14 protein-coding genes are annotated in these 21,550 nt (G+C 59.6%); 7 read left to right on the top strand and 7 right to left on the bottom strand.

Features of this window, described 5'->3' with window-relative positions; all coding sequences use genetic code 11:
• The first annotated feature begins 27 nt into the window (after positions 1-27).
• The 7 genes from A477_RS0108140 (at position 28) to A477_RS0108110 (ending at position 7,685) form a co-directional block, all read left to right on the top strand.
• Positions 28-645, top strand: coding sequence for an acyltransferase (locus A477_RS0108140; RefSeq protein WP_017198521.1), 618 nt, complete (start codon positions 28-30; stop codon positions 643-645).
• Complete coding sequence (locus tag A477_RS0108135; RefSeq protein WP_017198520.1) at positions 642-1,733, top strand: DegT/DnrJ/EryC1/StrS family aminotransferase; 1,092 nt, start codon at positions 642-644, stop codon at positions 1,731-1,733. The genes A477_RS0108140 and A477_RS0108135 overlap by 4 nt, the downstream gene beginning before the upstream one ends.
• A complete protein-coding gene (locus A477_RS0108130) occupies positions 1,733-2,719 on the top strand; it encodes a Gfo/Idh/MocA family protein (protein WP_017198519.1) in 987 nt (328 codons plus the stop codon). Before A477_RS0108135 ends, A477_RS0108130 begins: the two co-directional genes overlap by 1 nt.
• Positions 2,720-2,905: 186 nt before the next feature.
• On the top strand, positions 2,906-4,090 hold the full coding sequence (gene glf / locus A477_RS0108125) for a UDP-galactopyranose mutase (RefSeq protein ID WP_026005450.1): 1,185 nt from the start codon (positions 2,906-2,908) through the stop codon (positions 4,088-4,090).
• A complete protein-coding gene (locus A477_RS0108120; RefSeq protein WP_017198518.1) occupies positions 4,087-6,093 on the top strand; it encodes a glycosyltransferase in 2,007 nt (668 codons plus the stop codon). The genes glf and A477_RS0108120 overlap by 4 nt, the downstream gene beginning before the upstream one ends.
• 2 nt (positions 6,094-6,095) lie before the next feature.
• Entirely contained in the window at positions 6,096-6,953 is an 858-nt protein-coding gene (locus A477_RS0108115; protein ID WP_026005449.1) for an ABC transporter permease, read from the top strand.
• Positions 6,954-7,685, top strand: coding sequence for an ABC transporter ATP-binding protein (locus A477_RS0108110; protein ID WP_017198516.1), 732 nt, complete (start codon positions 6,954-6,956; stop codon positions 7,683-7,685).
• A gap of 269 nt (positions 7,686-7,954) precedes the next feature.
• On the opposite strand, the gene A477_RS0108105 is transcribed toward A477_RS0108110, so the two are convergent.
• From A477_RS0108105 to A477_RS0108070, 7 genes are all read right to left on the bottom strand, one after another.
• Entirely contained in the window at positions 7,955-10,198 is a 2,244-nt protein-coding gene (locus A477_RS0108105; protein ID WP_017198515.1) for a glycosyltransferase family protein, read from the bottom strand.
• Between the two features lie 97 nt (positions 10,199-10,295).
• Positions 10,296-11,324: a lysylphosphatidylglycerol synthase domain-containing protein gene (locus A477_RS0108100; protein WP_017198514.1), complete on the bottom strand. Its 1,029-nt coding sequence runs from the start codon at positions 11,322-11,324 to the stop codon at positions 10,296-10,298.
• Positions 11,321-12,076: a glycosyltransferase gene (locus A477_RS0108095; protein ID WP_017198513.1), complete on the bottom strand. Its 756-nt coding sequence runs from the start codon at positions 12,074-12,076 to the stop codon at positions 11,321-11,323. Before A477_RS0108095 ends, A477_RS0108100 begins: the two co-directional genes overlap by 4 nt.
• Before the next feature lie 213 nt (positions 12,077-12,289).
• Positions 12,290-15,373, bottom strand: coding sequence for a chitobiase/beta-hexosaminidase C-terminal domain-containing protein (locus A477_RS0108090; RefSeq protein WP_017198512.1), 3,084 nt, complete (start codon positions 15,371-15,373; stop codon positions 12,290-12,292).
• A complete protein-coding gene (locus tag A477_RS0108085; RefSeq protein WP_017198511.1) occupies positions 15,373-15,900 on the bottom strand; it encodes a hypothetical protein in 528 nt (175 codons plus the stop codon). The genes A477_RS0108090 and A477_RS0108085 overlap by 1 nt, the downstream gene beginning before the upstream one ends.
• Positions 15,901-16,943: 1,043 nt before the next feature.
• Positions 16,944-18,290, bottom strand: coding sequence for a hypothetical protein (locus A477_RS0108075; protein ID WP_017198509.1), 1,347 nt, complete (start codon positions 18,288-18,290; stop codon positions 16,944-16,946).
• A gap of 262 nt (positions 18,291-18,552) precedes the next feature.
• A complete protein-coding gene (locus tag A477_RS0108070; RefSeq protein WP_237715752.1) occupies positions 18,553-21,276 on the bottom strand; it encodes a GH25 family lysozyme in 2,724 nt (907 codons plus the stop codon).
• Positions 21,277-21,550 lie beyond the last annotated feature (274 nt).

The raw sequence follows: 21,550 nt of genomic DNA, 5'->3' as shown, positions 1-21,550 counted from the left end.
CAGCTAAGATGAATCTCGTTGTCGCGTGTGCTCAATGAGGAAGGACCTTCACCGGTGATAGTGGTTGCGGAGAGCGCCGATGTTTCAGACAAGGCGATTATTGGTGATGGATCAAAGATTTGGCATCTGGCCCAAGTCCGCGAGCAGGCCGAATTGGGTGTCAATTGCATCGTAGGACGCGGAGCCTATATTGGCACCGGGGTCAAGATGGGGGACAACTGCAAAGTTCAGAATTATGCTCTTGTCTACGAGCCCGCGGTACTGGAGGCCGGAGTGTTTATCGGCCCGGCCGTAGTACTCACGAACGACACTTACCCCCGGGCGGTTAGCCCGGACGGCGGTCTAAAGAGCGCTCACGACTGGGTGCCGGTTGGCGTCACCATTCGGGAGGGCGCATCAATCGGTGCCCGAGCCGTCTGCGTCGCCCCAGTGACCATCGGACGATGGGCCACAGTGGCTGCAGGCGCTGTGGTGGCTAAAGACGTCCCTGATTTCGCCCTGATGGTCGGAGTGCCGGCCAAACGCCATGGTTGGGTCGGTAAAGCTGGTTTCCCGCTGCAGCGCAGCGGCGAGAACTGGGTATGCCCGGAGACCGGCGCCACATATGTTGAACAGAACGAGACCCTTCGAGAGGTAGAGGCATGAGCCCCGAATTCATCCCCCCCGCAAAGCCCATCATCGGTGATGATGAGCGCAAGGCAGTAGAGGCCGTCTTGGCCTCCGGCCAACTCGCACAGGGTTCGGAGGTCGCGTCCTTTGAGCAGGAGTTCTCTCAGGTGCTCCTCGACGGCCGGGCCGCCGTAGCGGTCAACTCCGGTACTTCCGGCCTGCACCTTGGTCTGTTGGCTGCTGGTATTGGTCCTGGTGACGAGGTCATCGTTCCGTCGTTTACGTTCGCCGCCACGGCCAACTCCGTGGCTCTGACGGGCGCGACGCCCATCTTCGCTGACGTGGACCTGGACCACTACACGCTTGATCCGGCCTCCGTCGAATCAAAAATCACGGACCGTACGGCCGCCATCATGCCGGTGCACCTCTATGGCCACCCCTTCGACGTGGACGGCATCGGCGCAGTCGCAACGAAGCACGGCGTGAAGGTTTTCGAAGATGCAGCCCAAGCACACGGTGCGGCTGTCAACGGTCGGAAGGTGGGTACATTCGGTGACTTCGCAATGTTCAGCCTCTACCCCACCAAGAACATGACGTCCGGCGAAGGCGGCATGGTCAGCACCGGTTTGGCCGACGTCGAGCGACGGCTCCGGTTGCTTCGTAACCAAGGCATGGAGCGCCAGTACGAAAATGAGCTTGTCGGTTTCAATGCCCGCATGACCAACATCCATGCTGCCATTGGCCGCGTGCAGCTGACCAAAATCAATGCCTGGACCAAGACCCGGCAGGAGAACGCGGCCTTCTTCGACGCAAACATCGAAGGCGTCGTCACTCCCAAGGTCTCCGAAGGCTACGAGCACGTGTACCACCAGTACACCATTCGCATTGCTGAGGACCGTGACGGTTTCGCCAAGGCTCTGCGTGAGGAATACAACGTGGGCTGTGGCGTGTACTACCCCATCCCGAACCACCGTTTGGCTCCTTTCCAGACTTCTGATGACCTCCCCGTCACAGAGGAAGCTGCGGCCAGCGTATTGTCGCTGCCTGTTCACCCGTCGCTGAGCCAGGACGACCTGGACCGCATCGTGGCTGCGGTCAACGCCGTTGCGAAGGCAGGAAGCTAGTGGCAAATCTGCGTGCAGGCCTCATCGGACTGGGGATGATGGGCCGCCACCACGCCCGTGTTATTCGTGAGCTGGAAGGCGTGGACCTCGTTGCCGTCGCTGACTCCTTCGGTGACCCTCACAACGTAGCCAGCGGCCTCGAGGTGTGCAGTTCGGTTGAACAGCTCATCGAGCAGGGCATCGACATGGCCGTAGCTGCTGTGCCAACCGTGCTTCATGAGGAAGTGGCTCTGCGGTTGGCTGAAGCCGGCGTGCACTGCCTGGTGGAAAAGCCCATTGCCAACGACTCCGTTTCGGGCCGCAGGATCGCCGAAGCGTTCGACTCGCGGGGATTGATCGGGGCGGTAGGCCACATCGAGCGCTTCAACCCGTCATTGCAAAGCCTCCGCGAACGGCTCGGCAACGGCGACCTCGGAGAGGTTTACCAGATCTCGACCCGCCGCCAGGGGCCATTCCCTTCCCGCATTGCGGATGTTGGCGTGGTCAAAGACCTCGCAACTCACGACATCGACCTCACTGCATGGCTCGCACAGAGCAATTTCGTGAATGTAGTTGCGCACACCACCTCCCGGAGCGGGCGCGAGCACGAGGACATGGTCACGGCAATCGGCCACCTCAAGAGCGGCGTAGTCACCAACCACATCGTCAACTGGTTGTCCCCCATGAAGGAGCGCACCACCGTTGTTCTGGGTGAACGCGGAGCATACATCGCGGACACTATCTCGGCTGATCTGACGTTCATTGAAAATGGCACTTTCCAGACGGACTGGGATTCCATTGCGGCATTCCGTGGCGTGTCGGAGGGGTCATCCACGCGCTTTGCCCTGGCAAAGCGCGAACCGCTGAAGATGGAACACGAGGCCTTCCGTGATGCTGTACTCGGAAAGTCCATGAACATTGTCACAATGGCGGAGGGGCTTGAGACCCTCCGCGTTGCCGAAGCAGTGCTCGAGTCCGCAGGGACAGGCTCCGTGATCTCGCTCTAGGCATTGTTCTTTTTGCAGTATTGAACGGGAGGCTGGCTGTGGGCCAGGCCTCCCGTTCGTTTTTCCGGAACAAATACTGCCCCGCTGCCATGCGGCGCCGAATCGGGGAACGATCGCAACGTCGGGTAGCCTTGACCAGTAGACGTGGGCATCTCTGTGCCCGCACGCCAATACACAGGAGAGTTTGTGAACGCTGATCTCGTCGTCGTCGGCTCGGGTTTCTTTGGCCTGACCATTGCAGAACGCGCCGCTACCGAGTTGGGGCTGAAGGTTGCGGTGCTTGATCGCCGCCACCATATTGGTGGAAACGCCTACAGCGAGAATGAGGCGCAGACCGGAATTGAGGTGCACCGCTACGGCGCCCACCTCTTCCACACCTCGAATGAGCGAGTGTGGGAATACGTGAACCGGTTTACCAAGTTCACGAGCTACCAGCACAAGGTTTACACCAGCCATAAGGGCGAGGTGTACCCAATGCCCATCAACCTGGGTACCATCAACCAATTCTTCCGCTCGGCCATGAGCCCCACCGAAGCCAAGGCACTCATTGCCGAGCAGGCGGGGGAACTGGCGGGTACAGATCCCCAGAACCTCAATGACAAGGGCATCCAGCTCATCGGCCGCCCCCTTTACGAAGCCTTCATCAAGCACTACACGGGAAAGCAGTGGCAGACGGACCCGAAGGACCTGCCGGCCGAAATCATCTCGCGCCTTCCCGTGCGCTACAACTATGACAACCGTTACTTCAACGACACCTACGAAGGCCTCCCGGTAGACGGTTACACGGCTTGGATTGAACGCATGGCGGATCACCCGAACATTGAGGTCGTCTTGAACTCGGACTTCTTCGACGACGGTGAGTACGGCCGGTCTTCTGTCCTCGGACAGGTACCCGTCATCTACACGGGTCCGGTTGACCGCTACTTCGACTACGCAGAAGGCGATCTCTCCTGGCGCACGATCGATCTCGAAGAAGAGGTCCTGCCCATTGAGGACTTCCAGGGCTGTTCAGTGATGAATTACCCGGATGCCGACGCCGCCTTCACGCGCATCCATGAGTTCCGTCACTTCCACCCCGAACGGGATTACACCAAGGACGCCACCGTCATCATGCGCGAGTTCTCGCGTTTTGCTGAAAAGGGGGACGAGCCTTATTACCCCGTCAACACTTCTGATGACCGTCAAAAACTGCTGGCTTACCGCGATCTTGCCAAGGGCGAGAAATCGGTCCTGTTTGGTGGGCGCCTTGGAACTTACAAGTACCTCGACATGCACATGGCCATTGGTTCCGCCTTGTCCATGTTCGACAACAAGATCAAGCCGCATTTCACCGGTGGCGCCAAGCTTGAAAGTGGGGGAGTAGACGCATGACCGCTACAACAAACGAAAGCCAGGAGATCGCCATGACGGCCACCACTGCCGCTGAAATCCCCGCTTCGACGGAACAGAGCCTGCGGATTGTCCAACGCGTAGTTTTCCCTGCCAACCGTGACCTCGACACACTGCCCCTGTATGTGGATCCAGACACCAACAAGGTCCACAGGAGCGACAGCAGCTCCGATGTTCAGGCAATTGGCATGGCCAGGAAACTGCACCCGGAGGACATCTTGGACCGGGGCTCCGTTCAGGTGCGCCGCGGTGAGCGTCTTTCCTTCGGTTCATACTTCAACGCCTTCCCTGCGAGTTACTGGCGCAAGTGGACCATCGCCACCAAGACCGTGCTCCACATTGAAACCGAGGGCGAGGGGACGGTTATTGTTTACCGCTCCAACGCCCGTGGCGCATCTCAGCGTGTCGACTCGATTCTCGTCGAAGGCGCTTCCGTCAATGATTTCGAACTGACCTTGGCACCTTTTGGCGACGGCGGCTGGTACTGGTTCGACCTCATCGCGGGCGGCGATGGCATGACGCTGAAAAGCGCTCACTGGGCTGTCCCCGATGAAGGCCGACCCCAGGGCCGCGTGACGCTGGGCGTAACGACGTTCAATCGCGCCGACTACTGCCTTGAGACCATAAAGTCCATTGATGCTGACGCTGGCCTACGGGAAATCCTGGCGGAACTCATCATCGTTGACCAGGGCAACAAGAAAGTTGCTGACGAAGCTGGCTTCGACGCAGTTGCGGAGTCCATGGGCGATCAACTGCGGATCATCAACCAGGGCAACTTGGGCGGCTCGGGCGGTTTTGCCCGGAACATGTACGAGATGGTCGTTTCTGACAAGAGCGATTACGTCATGCTCCTGGACGACGACATCGAGCTGGAAACAGAGGGCGTCATGCGCGCAGTGGCGTTTGCCGATCTCTGCCGGAAGCCGACCATTGTTGGCGGCCACATGTTCGACATGTACAACAAGTCCGTCCTGCACGCCTACTCTGAGGTAGTCAACTTTTATCGCTTCCTCTGGGGTCCTGTGGAGGGACTGGGTAACCACGACTTCTCCACCGCAGGTTTGCGCTCCACGCCGCAACTCCACCGTCGCTGGGATGCAGACTACAACGGCTGGTGGATGTGCCTCATTCCCAAAACCGTTGTCGAAACCATCGGCCTGTCCCTTCCCGTCTTCATCAAGTGGGACGACGCTGAGTATTCCCTCCGTGGCCGTGCAGCAGGCTTCCCCACAGTGACCCTTCCCGGCGCAGCCGTCTGGCACGTTTCCTGGGCTGACAAGGACGATTCCGTGGACTGGCAAGCCTACTACCACGAGCGCAACCGACTTATCGCGACTCTCTTGCACTCCCCGTTCCCCAAGGGCGGACGTATCCTTCGGGAGAGCTTGAACACGGACGTCAAGCACCTGGTGTCAATGCAGTACTATCCGGAGCAGGCCCGTGTTATGGCTCTCCGCGATGTTCTCGCCGGACCAGGCAATCTGCACAAGCAACTGCCCACCATGATGCCGAAACTCCGCGCAATGCGCGAGGAGTTCCCGGACTCCCAGGTCAAGACCGACCCGGCAGCGTTCCCGGAGGTCTTCCTCAAGCGTCCCCCCAAGAAGCCGCAGTCTTATAAGCAGCCAGGTGCTTTGGGCCTGCTTCCTTGGGCAGTTAAGACTGTCCTTAAGCAGACTCTGGCTCCTGTCCGCGATACCGCGAAGGCCAACCCTGAGGCTCATGTGGCCCACCAGGACGGCAAATGGTGGAGCTTGGCGCACCTGGACAGCGCAGTGGTCTCCAATGCCGACGGCACAGGTGCTTCATGGCACTTGCGAGACCCCAAAATGGCCCGTCAACTGGTGGTCGAATCGGCCAAACTCCACGCCCAGCTCTTCTCCAACTGGGAGACCCTCCGGGCCCAATACCGTGAGGCTCTTCCTGAGATCACCTCCATGGAATCGTGGCGGGAAACATTCGAAGCTTCGGAGCCCAGCAAGTAGCAATGACGACTTCCACAGATACTTATGCTGTTCCTGGGGTTGGTGCCGGGCTGCTGGACGTTTACCGGCGCCGATACCTCCTCAAACTGATAGTCCGTAAGGAACTCCGTGTAAGGTACCGGGGGTCCGTCCTCGGCCTTGCCTGGTCCTACGTCAAGCCGTTGGTTCAGTACGTTGTGCTGTTCTTCGCCTTGGGAATTGTCCTGCGCGTGGGGGATCAGATTCCCAATTACGCGTTGTACATGTTCTCCGGCGTCATCGTCATCAACTTTTTCTCCGAAGCGTTTTCGAATGCCACGAGATCCATCGTGTCGAACGCTGCCTTGGTTAAAAAGATCTACCTGCCGAGGGAGCTGTTTCCCGTTGCGTCAGTGTGGGTGGCAGCAGTTCATTTCCTCCCACAACTTGTGGTCTTGTTGGCAGCTGCGCTGCTGAGCGGGTGGAAACCGGACGTCATGCAGCTTATTGGAGCTGCTTTGGGCTTCGTCATTGTGGCAGTTACGGCAACGGGTTTGGGCCTGTTGGCGGGCGCCATCAATGTCTTCTTCCGCGACGCCGAAAATATCGTGGATATGTTGATGATGATCGTGACGTGGACGTCGCCGGTGCTCTATGACTGGACCATGATCCGCCGTCTGGCGCCCCCCTGGGTGTTGGTCATCTATCAGCTCAACCCGATAACCGTCGCTGTCGAATTGTTCCACTGGGCTTTCTGGTATCCCACCGTTGACCGCCCGGTCGAGCTGCCACCGCACCTCATGTGGACGGGATTGATTGGTCTCGGCATGGCAGCCCTGTTCCTTATCATCGGCCAACTCGTCTTCCGACGACTTGAGGGCCACTTTGCGCAGGAGGTCTAGATGGGCGCCGCAATAATCGTCAAGGGCCTTAAGAAGACATTCAATCTCCGCCATTCGCACTCCCTCAAGGAGACCCTCGTTTGGTTGGTCAAGGGTCGGAAAAGCGACCTCAGCAAGAAGTTCGATGCTCTCCACGATGTGAGCTTCGAGATTCAGCCGGGGGAGACCGTGGCACTGTTGGGGTTCAACGGCTCAGGAAAGTCCACACTGCTCAAACTCATATCGGGCGTCATCCTGCCCGACAAGGGAACAGTCCGCACAAAGGGTCGCGTAGCCGGGCTCATTGAGGTGGGAGCAGGATTCCACCCGGACTTGTCCGGGCGTGAAAACGTCTTCCTCAATGCCGCCATTCTGGGAATGACCGAGCAGGAAATCAACGAGAAGTTCGACGAGATCGTCGCGTTCTCTGAAATAGAACAGTTCATTGACACTGAAGTGAAGTTCTACTCCTCCGGTATGTTCCTGCGGCTGGCTTTCGCCGTAGCAGTCCACACGCAGCCGGACATTTTCCTGGTGGACGAGATCCTGGCTGTTGGCGATGAACCTTTCCAGAAGAAGTGTTTGGCCAAGATCAAACAACTTTCGGCGGAAGGACGGACCCTGGTGGTGGTCAGCCATGACCTCGACATGATCTCACGCATATGCGATAGGGGAGTGGTGCTTTCCTCCGGCACGGTGCAATTTGAAGGCCCTGCCAAGGAAGCTGTAGCTTGGCTGCGGGATAGCAACTAGCCGACACTCCTTAGGTGACCGCGTACTGATGTGGCGTCAAGGCCACCTCCCATCTTCTCTAAAGATGGGAGGTGGCCTTTGCCGTACCCCGGAGCAGGAATCAAAGGCCGTGCATCAATAGAAAGCATCAACGTCACACTCAGCACGCCTCGCACCGTCCGTGAATGCTCCTAGCGGGCCTTTGTAGGCAACAAGAAAAGAGCGCCCGCTCCCTGTGAGGAACGGACGCTCTTCTACGTTTCAGGTGCCACTGGGGCATGCACGGCTGCCTAGACAGAAACCTTTTCAGCTGGCGCGTGGACGACATGCTCTTCCGACTTAGTCCGGCGATGCCGGCGGATGTAATGGAAAACAGTGAACACCAAGATCCCAAACCACGCGACTGCTTGAGCGGCAAGGCCCATGGTGAGGCCCGGCGTCGTGAAGGCTACGTCCACTGAGGTGGCGCCGGCCGGAACGTCCACCAGTATTACTCCCGCTGGGCCCTGAGTGAGCTTCTGCGGCTCCCCATCAACAGTGACGGTGTACCCGGGCCAAGCGAGACGGGCGAGTGTCAACTTCCCGGCGCTGCCGTCTCCGGACAGCGTGATGTGTTCATCGTTGCCGTTCCTGACAGCATCCTGCACAGAGATACCGTCGGAAGCCCAGGAAACGGTACCAGGATAGGGTAGTGGGTTCTCCCGCTGGAGGATTGTCCTGGTCTCATCCGAGGCCACGATCCTCCAGCCCGGGGCTACGTTCAGTTGGTCCGGGGCGATCAACGTTTTTTGGACGGCCACAGTCTCCACTTGGAGGACATCTGCCAAAGTAACATCAATTTCACTGGATGCCTGCTTGAACAGCTCAGTGTAGGCCAGTGGACAAGTCTCCCCGCGGTAATTCATGCACAACGCGTTCACGTACGTGGTGAAGCTGATCCCGCTGTACCGGCCCATGCTGTTGTTCACATCGGCATTGAGGATCTGATTGCCATACAGGAGACGGCCCTCAGTGAATTCCTCTCCTGTAATCTTCATGGTGTTGAAGATCTGAATGGTGTTACCCCTGTAGTTACTGGTTGAGTCACGAAGCGTGTCTGCATCCACGGGGGAACCGATCCCGGCAACAGCGTTGTGGGGGACGAACTGCCTGGACTGCATTCCAAGCGTGGCGATTGTGCCGACCACCATGACGGCTGCGAGGCCGCGGTAGCCGAATCGCTTCCAACCCAGGACTGCCAGCCCCACCAAACCCAACGTCACGGCCAAGGTGAAGACCTGCCATTTGCCGCCCTCGGGCACCATGGACCACGCCCGGTAGGTTCCAAAACCAAGGATGGCCACCGTTATGAATAGCCGCTTTTTCCACGACGTGGTCTTCAGGCCCGCTGAGGCCACGACTGCGACGAGGACGATGACACCGAGGTATACATACTCAATGAGCCGAATGGGCCAGCGGAACACAAGCACCTGGGAGGGAGCGAAGGTCAGCAGGAAGTAGATTCCCGTAATGATGTAGATACTGAAAATCTGACGCGAGCGGTTCCTAAAGCTGCGGAAATCCAGCCACGGAAGCAACGGTAGGACAAACCACGCCAAGTAACTGGACGGGACGTTGTCTATGGGAGCCCAGAAGTTGTTGATCCGGGGCCTCATGGACGAGGTGCTCATGGTCAGCAACGATGACATATCCGGGGAAAGGAAGAGGTCATTCAGGATTTCGCTTTGCTGCCTCACGGTGACGGCCGAGCTGAGGGGCAAGGGGAAGTAGACCAGGACTGCGGTCAAACCCACCAGTGCACCCACGATGACGATGGGAATAAGCCGACGCCAGTGCCTCATGAGCATCAGCTCGACGGCGACTGCAGCGAGAACCAGGATGACGCCAATGGCACCGTAGGGGTTTCCGGCGGTCATCGTGAGGAAGCCCAAGAGGAACGGCAGGAACGGAGAGGTGTTGCGACGCGCGTAGCGGCGAACAGACCACCAGAAGACGGTAATCCAGGCGAAGGCCATCAGGCCGCCCGGCCAGCGGGCGGCCTCGTAGAAGAGCGTGAATCCGCTGAAGGGAATGGCTACGCCGGCAGCCAGGGCGAGTGGCCTGTTGGAACCGTAGTCGCGGGCGAGCATGAACGTCCCGAACGCCAGCAACGCGATGAATTGCACGATGATGAAATAGCTCGCCAGAGACAGGTTCTCGAAGTTCGAGACGATAACTGAGTTGACGATGTTGACCGGGTTGAAAATGCCGTAACCAACCTCGGCCACGATGTTGCCGCCGACCCAGCCGCCTGGTTCCATCAATGGGAATCGACCGGACCGTATCTCCTCGCCCATATGCCGCCACAATGGGAGGAATGACTGCATCATGTCATCCCAGTAGTAGAACGTGGGATTGAACAGTCGGGGAATGATGGAGGCAACTGCCGCTATAGCGGCAGTGACAATTCCCCAATGCCAGTCGTGCTGCATGAAGTAGCGCCGCCGGGTGACCGGGGGGCGCTGGGCAGTAGCCCCGGAGGTACCTGCTGTCATGGTCTTAGCTTGCTCCTTAGCGCGCGGCATAAGTATTGATATTGGCCTGGAAGACTGCCGTGGTCACGGAATGCCGGAGAGCGTCCGCCGCCACCCGCTACTTGGCCTCGGACGTGGAGTCTACGGAGGTCTTGGAAGCGGACTGTTGCCGCCACCGGAAGTGAACAAAGGCGATCCCGACGCACAACAGATCGGCGATCGTGAACATGATTCGTGAAAGGGCAGCGATTGCCGTCGCGGCACCGGCGCTCATCATTCCGGCCAGGGCAAGGATCAAGATCGCTTCGCGGGCACCTACGCCGGCGGGAAGCAGGAATGCCAGCACCCCGAGCGTCATTCCAAGAGCCAATGCACCAGTCAGCACCAAGAAAGTTGCGAGGTCCAGAGTGGCCTCATGACCAACCAGGATCCACAGATGCAGGCCGAAGCACAGGTACATCAGGACGCCAAGAATGAAGGCCTTCACCATGGTGTTGGCCTGAATTCGTTCGGGGAGCGGAGGCCGGCGGAACACTCGCAGGACGATATTGACCAGGAAAGTCACGACGTTCGGGTTCATCGCCAGGATGACTACGGGGAGTATGACGTACAGCCACTGCAAATTGGGCTGCCGTTGGACCAGGATTGGAAGGGCAGATGCTCCAACCACCAGGGCCGCGCCAATGGTGATTCCGGTGCTCACCAGGGATGCTACAAAAACCTGCGCGCGCGCAATGCCGTTTTTACGGCCAAGCTCCATCTGTAGCACGAAGGCCCACACGGAACCGGGCAGGTATTTGCCGATCTGGCCGACGAGGTAAATCTGGTTCAGCACCAAACCTTGGGGTTCAATGTCTACCGACCTCAGCAGACTCGCCATGACCACCCGCCACATGTACATTCCCAGAAGAACGCCAGGGATGAGCGCCAGCAGGGACAGCAGGACCTGCCACCATTGGAGGGCGAAGACAGTGGCTTGGACTTGTGGCCATTGGACAGCAATGAAATACACCGCGGCTGCGAACACGATCACTACCAAGGCGCGCCGGGCGAAGTCGACCAGCTTTGCCTTGGTGCTCTTTACAGGCGGCTGTTCCGGATTCAGATCGTTGTCATTGGAAGGTGTTTCCGCGATTGAACCCGTCATGAGGCATGCGTTCCCGCGCTTGGCGCCACCGCGAACTCATGCCGACGGCGGCGCATGGCTACCAGCCCTTTGAACATCTTTACGACGTCGGCAGTACGGATGGTGGTTTCGCCTGGTTCGTCGTCGGGAGCCAGCGTGACGGGCACTTCGACGATCCTGAAACCCTGCTTCTCAGCGGCGTAGACAACCTGGGTGCTGAAAAGGAACCCGGGGTCATCGAAGCGGTCAACCATGCTGCGAAGCCAGTCGCCGTCGACGATCAACGTTCCTTGGGAGTCGCCGATCTTGGATCCAAGTATTACCTGTCGCAGGGTTTTGAACCCGAAAGTGGTAATGCCGCGGATAACACTGCGCTCGGTGATCGAGTCCTTGTGGGCCTTCGAACCGATGACAATGTGCGGTTTGGTTTCGAGCTTCTTGTCTTCGTCGAGATCATCGGTGCCGAAGGGCAGATCGTCGGCGGTGAGAAGCACTCTACGGCCGGAGCTGGCTTGGATGCCCCGGCGATAGGCATTGCCCATGCCCTTTTGGCTCTGGAGAACCTGGAACGTCACGTTGGGAGTGTCTACCGCATGCTTGAGGGCGACCTCAAGTGTGTTGTCGGAAGAACCGTTCTCCACGATGATGATCTCGGAGGTGCCACTGGTCAAGTAGCCGGAAAGACGGGCCATTGTTGCCGCCAATATCCGTTCTCCGTTATAGACCGGGATCACAACGGAGAGATCCGGTTGGCCTGCCTGGTCGAAAGTCAAGACTCTCCTCGGTAGTTCGTGCCGACGAATTCTTGAACGCCAGCCGCAGCCCGCAACGCTGTTGTCACGAGTTCCTTGCAAACCCTCAGTCTAGTTCATTGTTGGATACCTTCTGTGGAAGGGAGCCGGCTTCGCCGCCGGCAGCAGACGAAAGGGGTGCACCGGATATTCTCCGATGCACCCCTCAAAACGGCAAGCTATGTCCGGCCCCTCTCAGGGGAGTGACGTGAATCCTTGCCATCCGTTGCCCACCTGGCCCCAAGCGAGCCAGCCCCCCGAACCATTGCCGGGGTAGAGCCACAGGTTGCCGTTGGCGTCCCGGGCAAGTACATCAGCTTTGCCGTTCCCGTTGAAGTCTCCCGGTCCGAGCAACGCTGTCATGCCGTTCCATCCGCTTCCGATTTGTGAGCGGCTGCCCCACCCACTGCTGCCATTGCCGGGGTAGAGCCACAGGGCACCTGCAGTATCCCGGGCCAACACATCAGTCTTTGAGTCGCCGTTGAAATCGCCCGTGCTGAATATGGCATTCATGACGTTCCAACCTGCCCCTACTTGGGTCCGGCCCGTGCTGAACTTGCCCAAGCCGTCGCCCTTGTAGAGCCACAGGACTCCAGAGGAGTCCCTCGCCAGGACATCGGATTTGCCGTCCCCGCTGAAATCGCCGGGGGCGATCACGGACGTCATACCGCTCCAGCCTGCGCCCGCTGCCTCAGGAGCTTGCCAGCCGCCCACGCCGTTTCCTTTGAAGAGCCACATCTGCCCGGACGCATCTCTGGCCAGGACATCACTTCGACCGTCCCCGCTGAAGTCCCGCGTTGGGACAATCAGGTTGTAGTTGTTCCACGAAGTACCCGTGTTGACCTTGCCCAGCCATCCGCCTGTGCCATTGCCGGGGTAGAGCCACAAAGTACCGGCGGCGTCCCTGGCCAAGACGTCATTCTTGGCGTCGGAGTTGTAGTCCTTCCAGGTGTTGGTTGGCGCCGCAGGCAACGTGTATGTCTGCGAGGCTACTGCGGATTGGTTTCCTGCGGCATCAACGGCGAAGTACTTGACCGTTGTGGTTGCCGTCGGGGTCACCGTCACCGTTGTGGTCCCGCTGGGGCTGGAAACCGTCGGAGTGGAGTTGTTGGTGGTGTAGTAGATCTTCGCGCCGGTCTCTGTGGTCAAAGTGACCTTTTGCCCGAGGGCGAGGCTTCCGCCTTGTGGGCTGGCCGTCACGGTTGGCGCAACATTGTCCAACACGTACACCTGGCTTTGGGGCGCGGAGGCATTGTTGGATGCGTCGACGGCCATGTACGTGATGGTCTTGCTTCCCATCGTGATGGGACCGGTGTAGAGCGTGCTCGCCGCAGTAGGAGTCGTGCCATTTTCCGTGTAGTAGATTTTGGCGTCGGCTTCATTCGCGGTCAGCGTGACCTTGGTCGCCGGACCGTACGTTCCGCCCAGGGGACTGGCCGTCACTGTAGGTGGTGTCGTGTCCGCCACGAAGACGGTGAAGTTGACGCCCGCGACGGTGGTGTTGCCGGCAACATCCCGGGCCTCTACCTCAAACCTGTTGGGTCCGTTGGCAATATCGGCATAGACCTTTGGCGAGGTGCATGCGGTGAAAGCATCGGTTCCCAAGCGGCAGCGGAACCCCGCCACATCCGGAGAGGTGGAGGCGAACTGGAACTGGTACCCGGCTCCCACCGTGGCCCCGCTGGCCGGAGCCGAGATGGCTACCTGGGGGGCCGTCAGATCAGCTGTCACGGTCTGTGCAGCAGCAGGGCTGACATTTCCGGCTGAGTCTGTGCTTCGGATCCTCAAGGTATGCGTACCCTCAGTTGTTAGCGTGAAGGTGTCGCCCGGTACGCAGGTCTGGAAAGAGGCATCGGCAGTGGAATCAACAGAACAGGAGAGGGTTGTTCCTGGCTCGAAAGTGGCGCCGAGGACAGGTTTGCCGTTGACCACTTGACCACTGTTCGGGGCAGTGAAGACCGGCGCAACCGGGGCGACCGTGTCCACTACGAAGGTCCGTGAAACCGGAACCCCGCCGGGGGCCGGCCTGACGGAGAACGTCTGCGGTCCGTTGTTCAGTGCAGTTGACGTGTACGTTCCGCCGGTACAGGCCACCCAAGCGCCACCCATGGAGCACTCCAAAGCGCTACCTGCTGGTTCCGCTGCCACACCGAACGTGGGGGTGGTGTCGTTGGTGAATCCGGGGTTGGGTGCTTGTGCACCACTCGCCAGCGTGGGGCCGGAAGTAATTTTGGCTACAGCGCCGCCAAGGATGCTGATGCTGCCCCTGCCGGTTCCCGGAGGGGAGCTCAACTGTCCAGGATCGTCCAGGACCAGCAGTTGGCCACCGCGCATACCAAGGCCGCTGATCTTGCTGAAGCCCAAGGCCCATTGGTTGTCTACGCTGCCATTCGTGAGATTGAGGCGTGACACCTTATCTGTTCCCGCAGTAGTTCCACTGCTCGTCCCCGTGTAGATGACGTGGGCGTCGTAGTCGTAGAAGATCGACGCTGCGACGCCGACGTTGTAGGAAGCCAGGGGTACGTAATCTGTCATTTCGCCGTTGCCCGGGGCAGAGAACGCCCGTAGGCCAGTGGTTTCCAGTACATAGACACTGACATGTCCATTGCTGTCATAGCCTGCTGCCACAAGGCCGAGTGCCCGGGTGCTGACAGACGCGATGGATTCGATGCTTGGGTGCATGATGGTCGGATCAACGATCTTGATGATGGAGCGGGCGTTGGCGAACGACAAATAGATGTTGCCGTCCGGGCCGTCTGATACTGCGTTCGGGCGGACGTCGCCGTCGAGGACCGTCAGCGTGCTGCTGTATTCGAAGAGGTCCAGCGGCGGATTCCATACGGCTCGTACAAGGTGCGAACTGCCAACTGCTGAATCCGGGATGAAGACGGTTTCGTCGCCGTTGCCGATCGAGCCAGGCGTCGGGTCGAGCACGATGGACACCCCGGGCACTTTTGGTCCGGGCCCTGCTCCGGGCAGGCTCCCGCCCAGGCACGTGTCTTGTTCAAGGGTGCCCGCGTTGCCATTGACTGGTTCGGACATCCGGCAGAATCCGGCCACACTGTCGGAAACCCACATCCTGCCGATGGGGTCCAGAACCGTTCCGGCCGGCTTGGTGAGCCCGATTCCAATGATTTGTTTCTGTTGGTCGGCGTGTGCGGGGGTACTGGAGACCACCGCTGTCATACCTGCAACCGTCAGAAGAACCGCAGCCAAAACCGTGGTGAGCTTGTGTCCGCGAAGCTGCCAACCGCCGTCGCGCCTTATCTGCCGTTCCATCACGCCACTTCCTTCAGCCACTTGGTCAGGACTGCGGCCTGCGGTGCCATGGGCGCCAGAGTGAGCGCTCCCTTGACGATGGGAACGCCGCCAAGCCCATAGAGTGCCGTACTTATGGTTGGCGGATTGTTTCTGGTGCAGGCTTTGATAATTGCGAGGCAAATGTCATTGCGGGTGCCAACGGCGCCCGCTTCCAGAGCGACATTTACCGCGGCATTTTCTTCCGCTTCCAAAACCCGGGGTTGAGGGCCCACATATGTGACCACGACGTCTGCGAATTTCTTGTATTGAGTGTTGGCCCAGACCTCTTCAAGGCTCGACAAGATGATGAGCGGATTTCCATTAATTCCGCGGCACTCAAATTGATAGCGCTTTACTGGTTCGGGTCTTTCGACGCGTGGTTTGTCGGCATCGCCGGCATTCGTCACGCCCAGCCTGAATGGCTCAACATTTTCAACGACCTTGACCGAGCAGCCTGTAAGAACGAGACCGGCTAGGCCAAGCTGGACGATAGCGCGTCTTGGCATGTCCACCGAGGGATCCCCACTTCATTCGGATGCTCCCCAGCTCCGCATGCAGTTGGATTTTCGCCCCAGCCGTTGCCGGCTGCATTACTCTATCTTCTCCCAAATTCCGCATTTGTCACTAGTTAGTACGTCTTTTTCTTCAAGCAGTATTCCCGATTGACCTTCAGCTGCGCCGCCGCTGGCCTTTGTGCTGCCGTCAGAGGCCGTCACCGTCCACGTGCACCCTTCGGGCGGGGTCTTTCGGAGATGGAACCTTCCGGGCACCAGGCCGTCGTTGGTCACCGCGTACTCGCCGTCTGCGGCTCTTTCCCCGGACGCCCAGAATCCAATGATTCTTCCTTGTGGCGCCCTGGGGCATAGCTCGCTGGCTGCTTGCAGCATCTGCCGGCTGCTGCGTCCGAAGAGCTCGGATGCGGCTTCGTCGCTTACGCGGCTACAGAGCGACAAGGCAGTTAAGTAGGCGTCAAGCCCTTCGGATGCTGGCACGCCGGGCTCAGCTACGGAGATGATCCTGGCCTCATCTTCGGAAGGTGCGAAGGGGAGAGGCCCCTCATAGCTTGCCGTGCAGGAAGCCAGCCGGACGTATTCCGAGGAAGCCCAAACCTCCGCAAGGCTCGAATACGTAACATCTGGAACAGCCTCATTCAGGCTGGAGCATAAATACGAGAACCGGCCTGAATCATCCGGGGCACCGGCACCCTGTCCGCTGCCTTCGCCTGGCTCCGTCGGTTCGGGACTCGACGCGGCCGATGACGAGGGCGTTGACGTCGGAGAGACAGATGTAGAAGAACTGGACGATGCTGTGGTCGAAGATGTCGTTGGAGGCGTGGTTGCGCTGGAACAACCAGCAACAAGCAGTAGCATCGCGGCAGCGGCCGGGTACAGGGTTCGCATGGTGACCTCCACCTCCATGGTTGCCATAACCCGAATGCCGGTCAATGAATTTAGCTGCGAATCGGGTATCGATACCGCTACGAAAATTTGCGGTGCGTGTACGTCGAAGGCCTTGCTCCGGGGACCAAGGCCTTCGACGTGGACGGTGCTTAGGCGAACATCGAGTTCAGCGTGTTGATGACAGTCGCTTCTACGCCCGTTGTTCCGCCGCGGAAGTGGCCGATGTGTCCGTAAACAGTCATGGAGCCGCCAGCGATCCCGGGATGGTCCGGGTCCCAGCCGCCCTCATAGCTGCCGCCCGAGGAGTAGGGCGGCAGGAACTGTGCACTGGGCACGTAGTAGCACGACTCGTTTCCGTAGCCACCGACGATGACACCGTTTGCACCGCCGAACCGTGCCCGGAAATATGCGGCATAGCCGCTTACCAACTCGCCACCGACGATCCCGATCCTCAGTTGGGGACTGCCTCCGAACTTCCACACCTGGAAGGGGCAAACGACTGAGGTTTCGTAACTGCCGCTATCAATTCGACCGATCATGACCTGGGCATGGCGTCCGTACCAGGCAGGATTGCCATCGAGGTTGGGCAAGCGGGACGCATAGGCGGCCCGGACAGCAGCCATGTTGCCTGCCGTGGGCGTGATATCCAGGGGGATCTCCACCTCCCGGTAGCTCGTCAGGAGCGGACTGCCGATGGTCCTTCCCGGCGTCTGCATGGCCACGTCAACAGCAGCACCGAGCCTGGTGGCGTACTCGTCCCTCAACTCCCAGCTGGGTACTCCCATGGGGTTCTGATCTCCAGCCGCTCCCTGCAAGAACAAGGCAAAACACTCGGGGTTGGTGTTTTCGATGTAGTTACACGCTCCGGCGGGAAAATCGCCGTCGAACAGCGTACGCATGCCAGCCGCGACCGGATGGCATGCGTAGTTGAAAATCACCGCCGCGGCGTTGCCGTTTGGCTTGCGTGCCACAATGACGGGGACTGTGTTCTCAAGGTATGGAAGGCCCACTCTGTTGTAGGCGATGCTGGCTGTGGTGACCTTGTAATCCAAAGTGACGGCGGTCTGCGAGGCGTTGAGCGCTTCACTGGCAGCGTCCACGAGGTCGTTCTCCAAGTGCTGGCTATAGGTCTCAACCATGGACAAATCTGACAGCCCGTAGCACATGAATGGGTGGAGGGTGTCAACTACGGCCGGCCCGTTATGGGTGTGGGTGGACTGGATCAGGATGTCGCCATTGGACCAGCTTGCCAACTCCAGGATCCGTTGCCGGGCCCGCTGATGAATGGATCTGGGCAGGGCAAGAATATCCACGCTCATGATCAGGTTGGGGGAGCCGTTTTCCCAAAGTATGATCGCCCGAACCCACAGTGATTCGTAGGGTGCACTGCTGGTGGCCTCCCGGCCGCCGTCGAGGGTCCCGTACCCCGCCATGTAGGGATTGACGGAAAGCGGCGGCGAAATGCTGACCTTGGCCGTTGAAACGGTAAACGCCATGAAAGATCACTCCTTGATTGTGCGCATTCGTGACCTTCGCTTGCCCCCAAACAAAGCCCGTTTCCCGAATGCGCTGAACAGCCAATACGTGAGACCACCTTCATTAGATCACGCTATCCCGCGATTTAGACCTGTCTCCAGGCCCAAACATTATTTGTTTCCTTTACGTAGTTTTGCCAAATGCGAAAGGGCCTGCGCACTCCTTTTCGGAGTGCGCAGGCCCTTGGCGAATTTTGGACGCGGAGCGTGCCGCGTTCTAACTTCAGGCGGGGGCGAAGATTCTCAGCGCGCCCCAACCAGTGCCAACTTTGGTGGGCGAACCCCAGCTACGATTCTGTCCGACCGGGTAGTAGCGCAGATCGCCGCCTGTGGTGCGCGCCAGGATTCCGGTTGAACCGGCTCCTGCGAATCCACGGATGGCTCCGTAGCTGTTGACTACGTTCCAACCGGTTCCCACTACGCCGGGCGCTTCCTGGACCAGTGCTCCACTGCCGGATGACCGGTAGAGCAATAAATCACCGGCGGCATTCTTCGCGAGAAGGTCCATGTTGGAGTCCTTGTCGAAGTCCATCTGGGCGATGTCCAAGCCTGCCCAACCTGTACCAATCTGAACCCTGGAGCCCAAGGTGGTGCCGGATGGATTGCTGATATGGAATAAACGGCCCGTGGGATCGTAGCCAACGATGCTCGGGCGTGCGTCAGACTTCTTCCACGAACCAACTGTGAGCGTCCAGTCCTTCCAACCGGTTCCGAGACTGATCGGCGCCCCGTAACCCCGGCCCCTGAATCCCGGGTAGACGCTAAGCCGTCCATCGGTCCACTGCGCAACGATGTCCAAAGCGCCGTCGTTGTTCCAGTCTGCGAGGAAACCGGCCTTAAGACCGGTCCACTGCGTGCCGATAAGCTCGGCTGGCAACAACGAAGTAGACCCGGAACCGGGGTAACGGTACAGGTTGCCGTCTTGACGAGCGGCCACCACATCTTGCGGGTCTACGCCGAGAGTGCTCTCAACGTTGACCGGTGCGCCGCCGATCACGTTCGCGTCATTCCATCCCACTCCGATGAGGAAGCGGTTGCCCCATGATCCGGCGACAGCCGGGTAGTAGAAAAGGTCACCATTGGCAGTCCGGGCGTGGAGCCCCTGCGAACCGGAGCCGTTGAAACCCGCTGCGGAGCTCACCGATGTCATGCCGGACCAGCCGTTGCCAATCACCCGGCTCGATTCGGAGAGGAACGACCCCACGCCGTTTGAGCGGTATAGACGCATGATGCCGTCGGCCGTCCGGGAGACGATGTCCTGGTTGCCGTCCCCGTCGAAGTCCATTTGGTTGAATTGGTGCCCTCCGAATCCGGTCCCGATCAGCACACCCCCATTGAGGGCGCCTCCTGCCGTATTCGTATAGCGGTAAAGGTTTCCTTTGCCATCCTGGCCGATGACACCCGGATATGCGTCCCTCGAGTTCCACCACCCGGCCGTGAGCGACATCTCCTGCCACCCTGTTCCCACCAGCAAGGGTGAAAGGAATCCGCCGCCGGAGGCACCGCGGAAGACTTGGAGGGAGCCGTCCCGCCACTGGGCGAGGATGTCTTGGACTCCGTCCTGGTTCCAGTCAACGACGTGGACGGACTGCGCAGTGCCCCAACCGGACCCGATCGTTACCGGGCCCGTAATACGGCCTTGACCGTCGGCGGGGAAATTGTCCAAGCGTCCGGAGGGCATGGCAGCGAGCACGTCAGCCCCGGACCGAATGGAGGGGCTGGACGGGCGGGGGACTCCACGCGCAAATGTCCGAAGCTGGTCATAGGTGCCGTTGAAAATGTTTGAATCGCCCTCAAAGGGGCCGGTGCTGCTGTACTGCCACATGGTGTAGTTGCCCCAACTGACCGGCAGGTTACCCGGGGAGTTGGTTGGGTTGTTCCAGTAGGACGCGATCCACAGGGGGTAGCTTCCGAAGGTGGAGTTACCCACGCAGGTATTCCACCAGTCGGTGGTGCTGTAGATGACCGGGAAACGGCCGGTCAGGGCCTTGACTGTGTTACCAAAGTCGGCCGCCCACTGTCCGAGCTGGGCTTTGGACATGTCGTAGCACGTGTTGCCGAAGTAAAACCCGTTGATGGTCCGTCCGGCATAGGGGTTGTACTCAATGTCCAGGACGGGAGGCAATGTGTAACCGTCGGCTGTCCACCCACCACCGTTTGCGACGAAATATCGGGCCTGGTCAGCACCTGATGACCAGTTGGGGATTGCGAAGTGGTAGGCACCCCGGACCATGCCTACGCTGCGGGAGCCGTTGTACTGCTGTGTGTAGTTCTCATTGAGGTAGTAGTTGCCTTCAGAGGCCTTGACGTATGCCCATCGGGAACCTTGATTCCATTGGTTCTGCCAGTTGACGTTGCCCTGATGGGCACTAACGTCCTGTCCGGCAATGCCGATAGTGGGGCGCCAGTGCCCCGGGTCCGCCGCCATAGGGAAGACCGTGTCCACGGCTCCGCCGACTGCTTTTGCTCCAGATGGCTGCGAAGCAGCCTTCTGCTGCTTGGCCAATACTCTCGGCGAGCGCTGCCCCATTTCTGCGCCACCGGCTGGAATGGCGGCTCGCATGGCCGTCTTCATGGCTTCGGCGTCCGGGGCGTTGCCGGGCATGGATTTGGGTGTTGCGGCAGGTGCTTCGGGCTGACCGGTGGCGGTTGGGTTTGTCACCACGGGTGAGGGTTCGACGGCGGCCGGCCGCTCTTGCTGATCAGGCACCTGCCCATCCGTTGGCAACCCGCTGTCCGGAGAGGAGCCGGAGCCGTCTCCGGCCGGCCGGGGGCCCTGCAGCGGCGGGTTTTCCTGAGTCTGGGAATGCGGGGCCGGTTGAGGGCCGGACGGCTGCGCCCATGCGGGAACTCCAAGGCTGCCAGCCGCCAGCAGTGCGACAGTCAGCGCCAGGCCGGCACGTGCCAGAGGGATGCGGTGGACCGGGTCCATCGAATTAGTTTTCATTTTCACATCCGGCCCTGTACCGCGGCTTAGCGGCGCATGGTGTGGCTTGCCGACAAGCTCCAGGGCGGGCGCCTGCGCATGAGACCAAAGGCCAGCTCCTAACGGGCTTTACCCTAACATTCCGAAACTGGAGTGACTAGTGGGATTCAGGATGCTTAAGTGACAGAAGGGGGCACTTATCCACACGTGCTTTCTGAGGGACTTGGGCTTCTGCGTTCGCTCGCCTAGCGTGAATGACTCGAGATGCGCCTCTCATTTACGGGTTCGTGATCAT

The organism is Arthrobacter sp. M2012083, assembly GCF_000281065.1.
Lineage (GTDB): Bacteria > Actinomycetota > Actinomycetes > Actinomycetales > Micrococcaceae > Arthrobacter.
The sequence above is the reverse complement of the archived record's forward strand: the minus strand, read 5'-3'. Positions and strand labels throughout refer to the sequence as shown.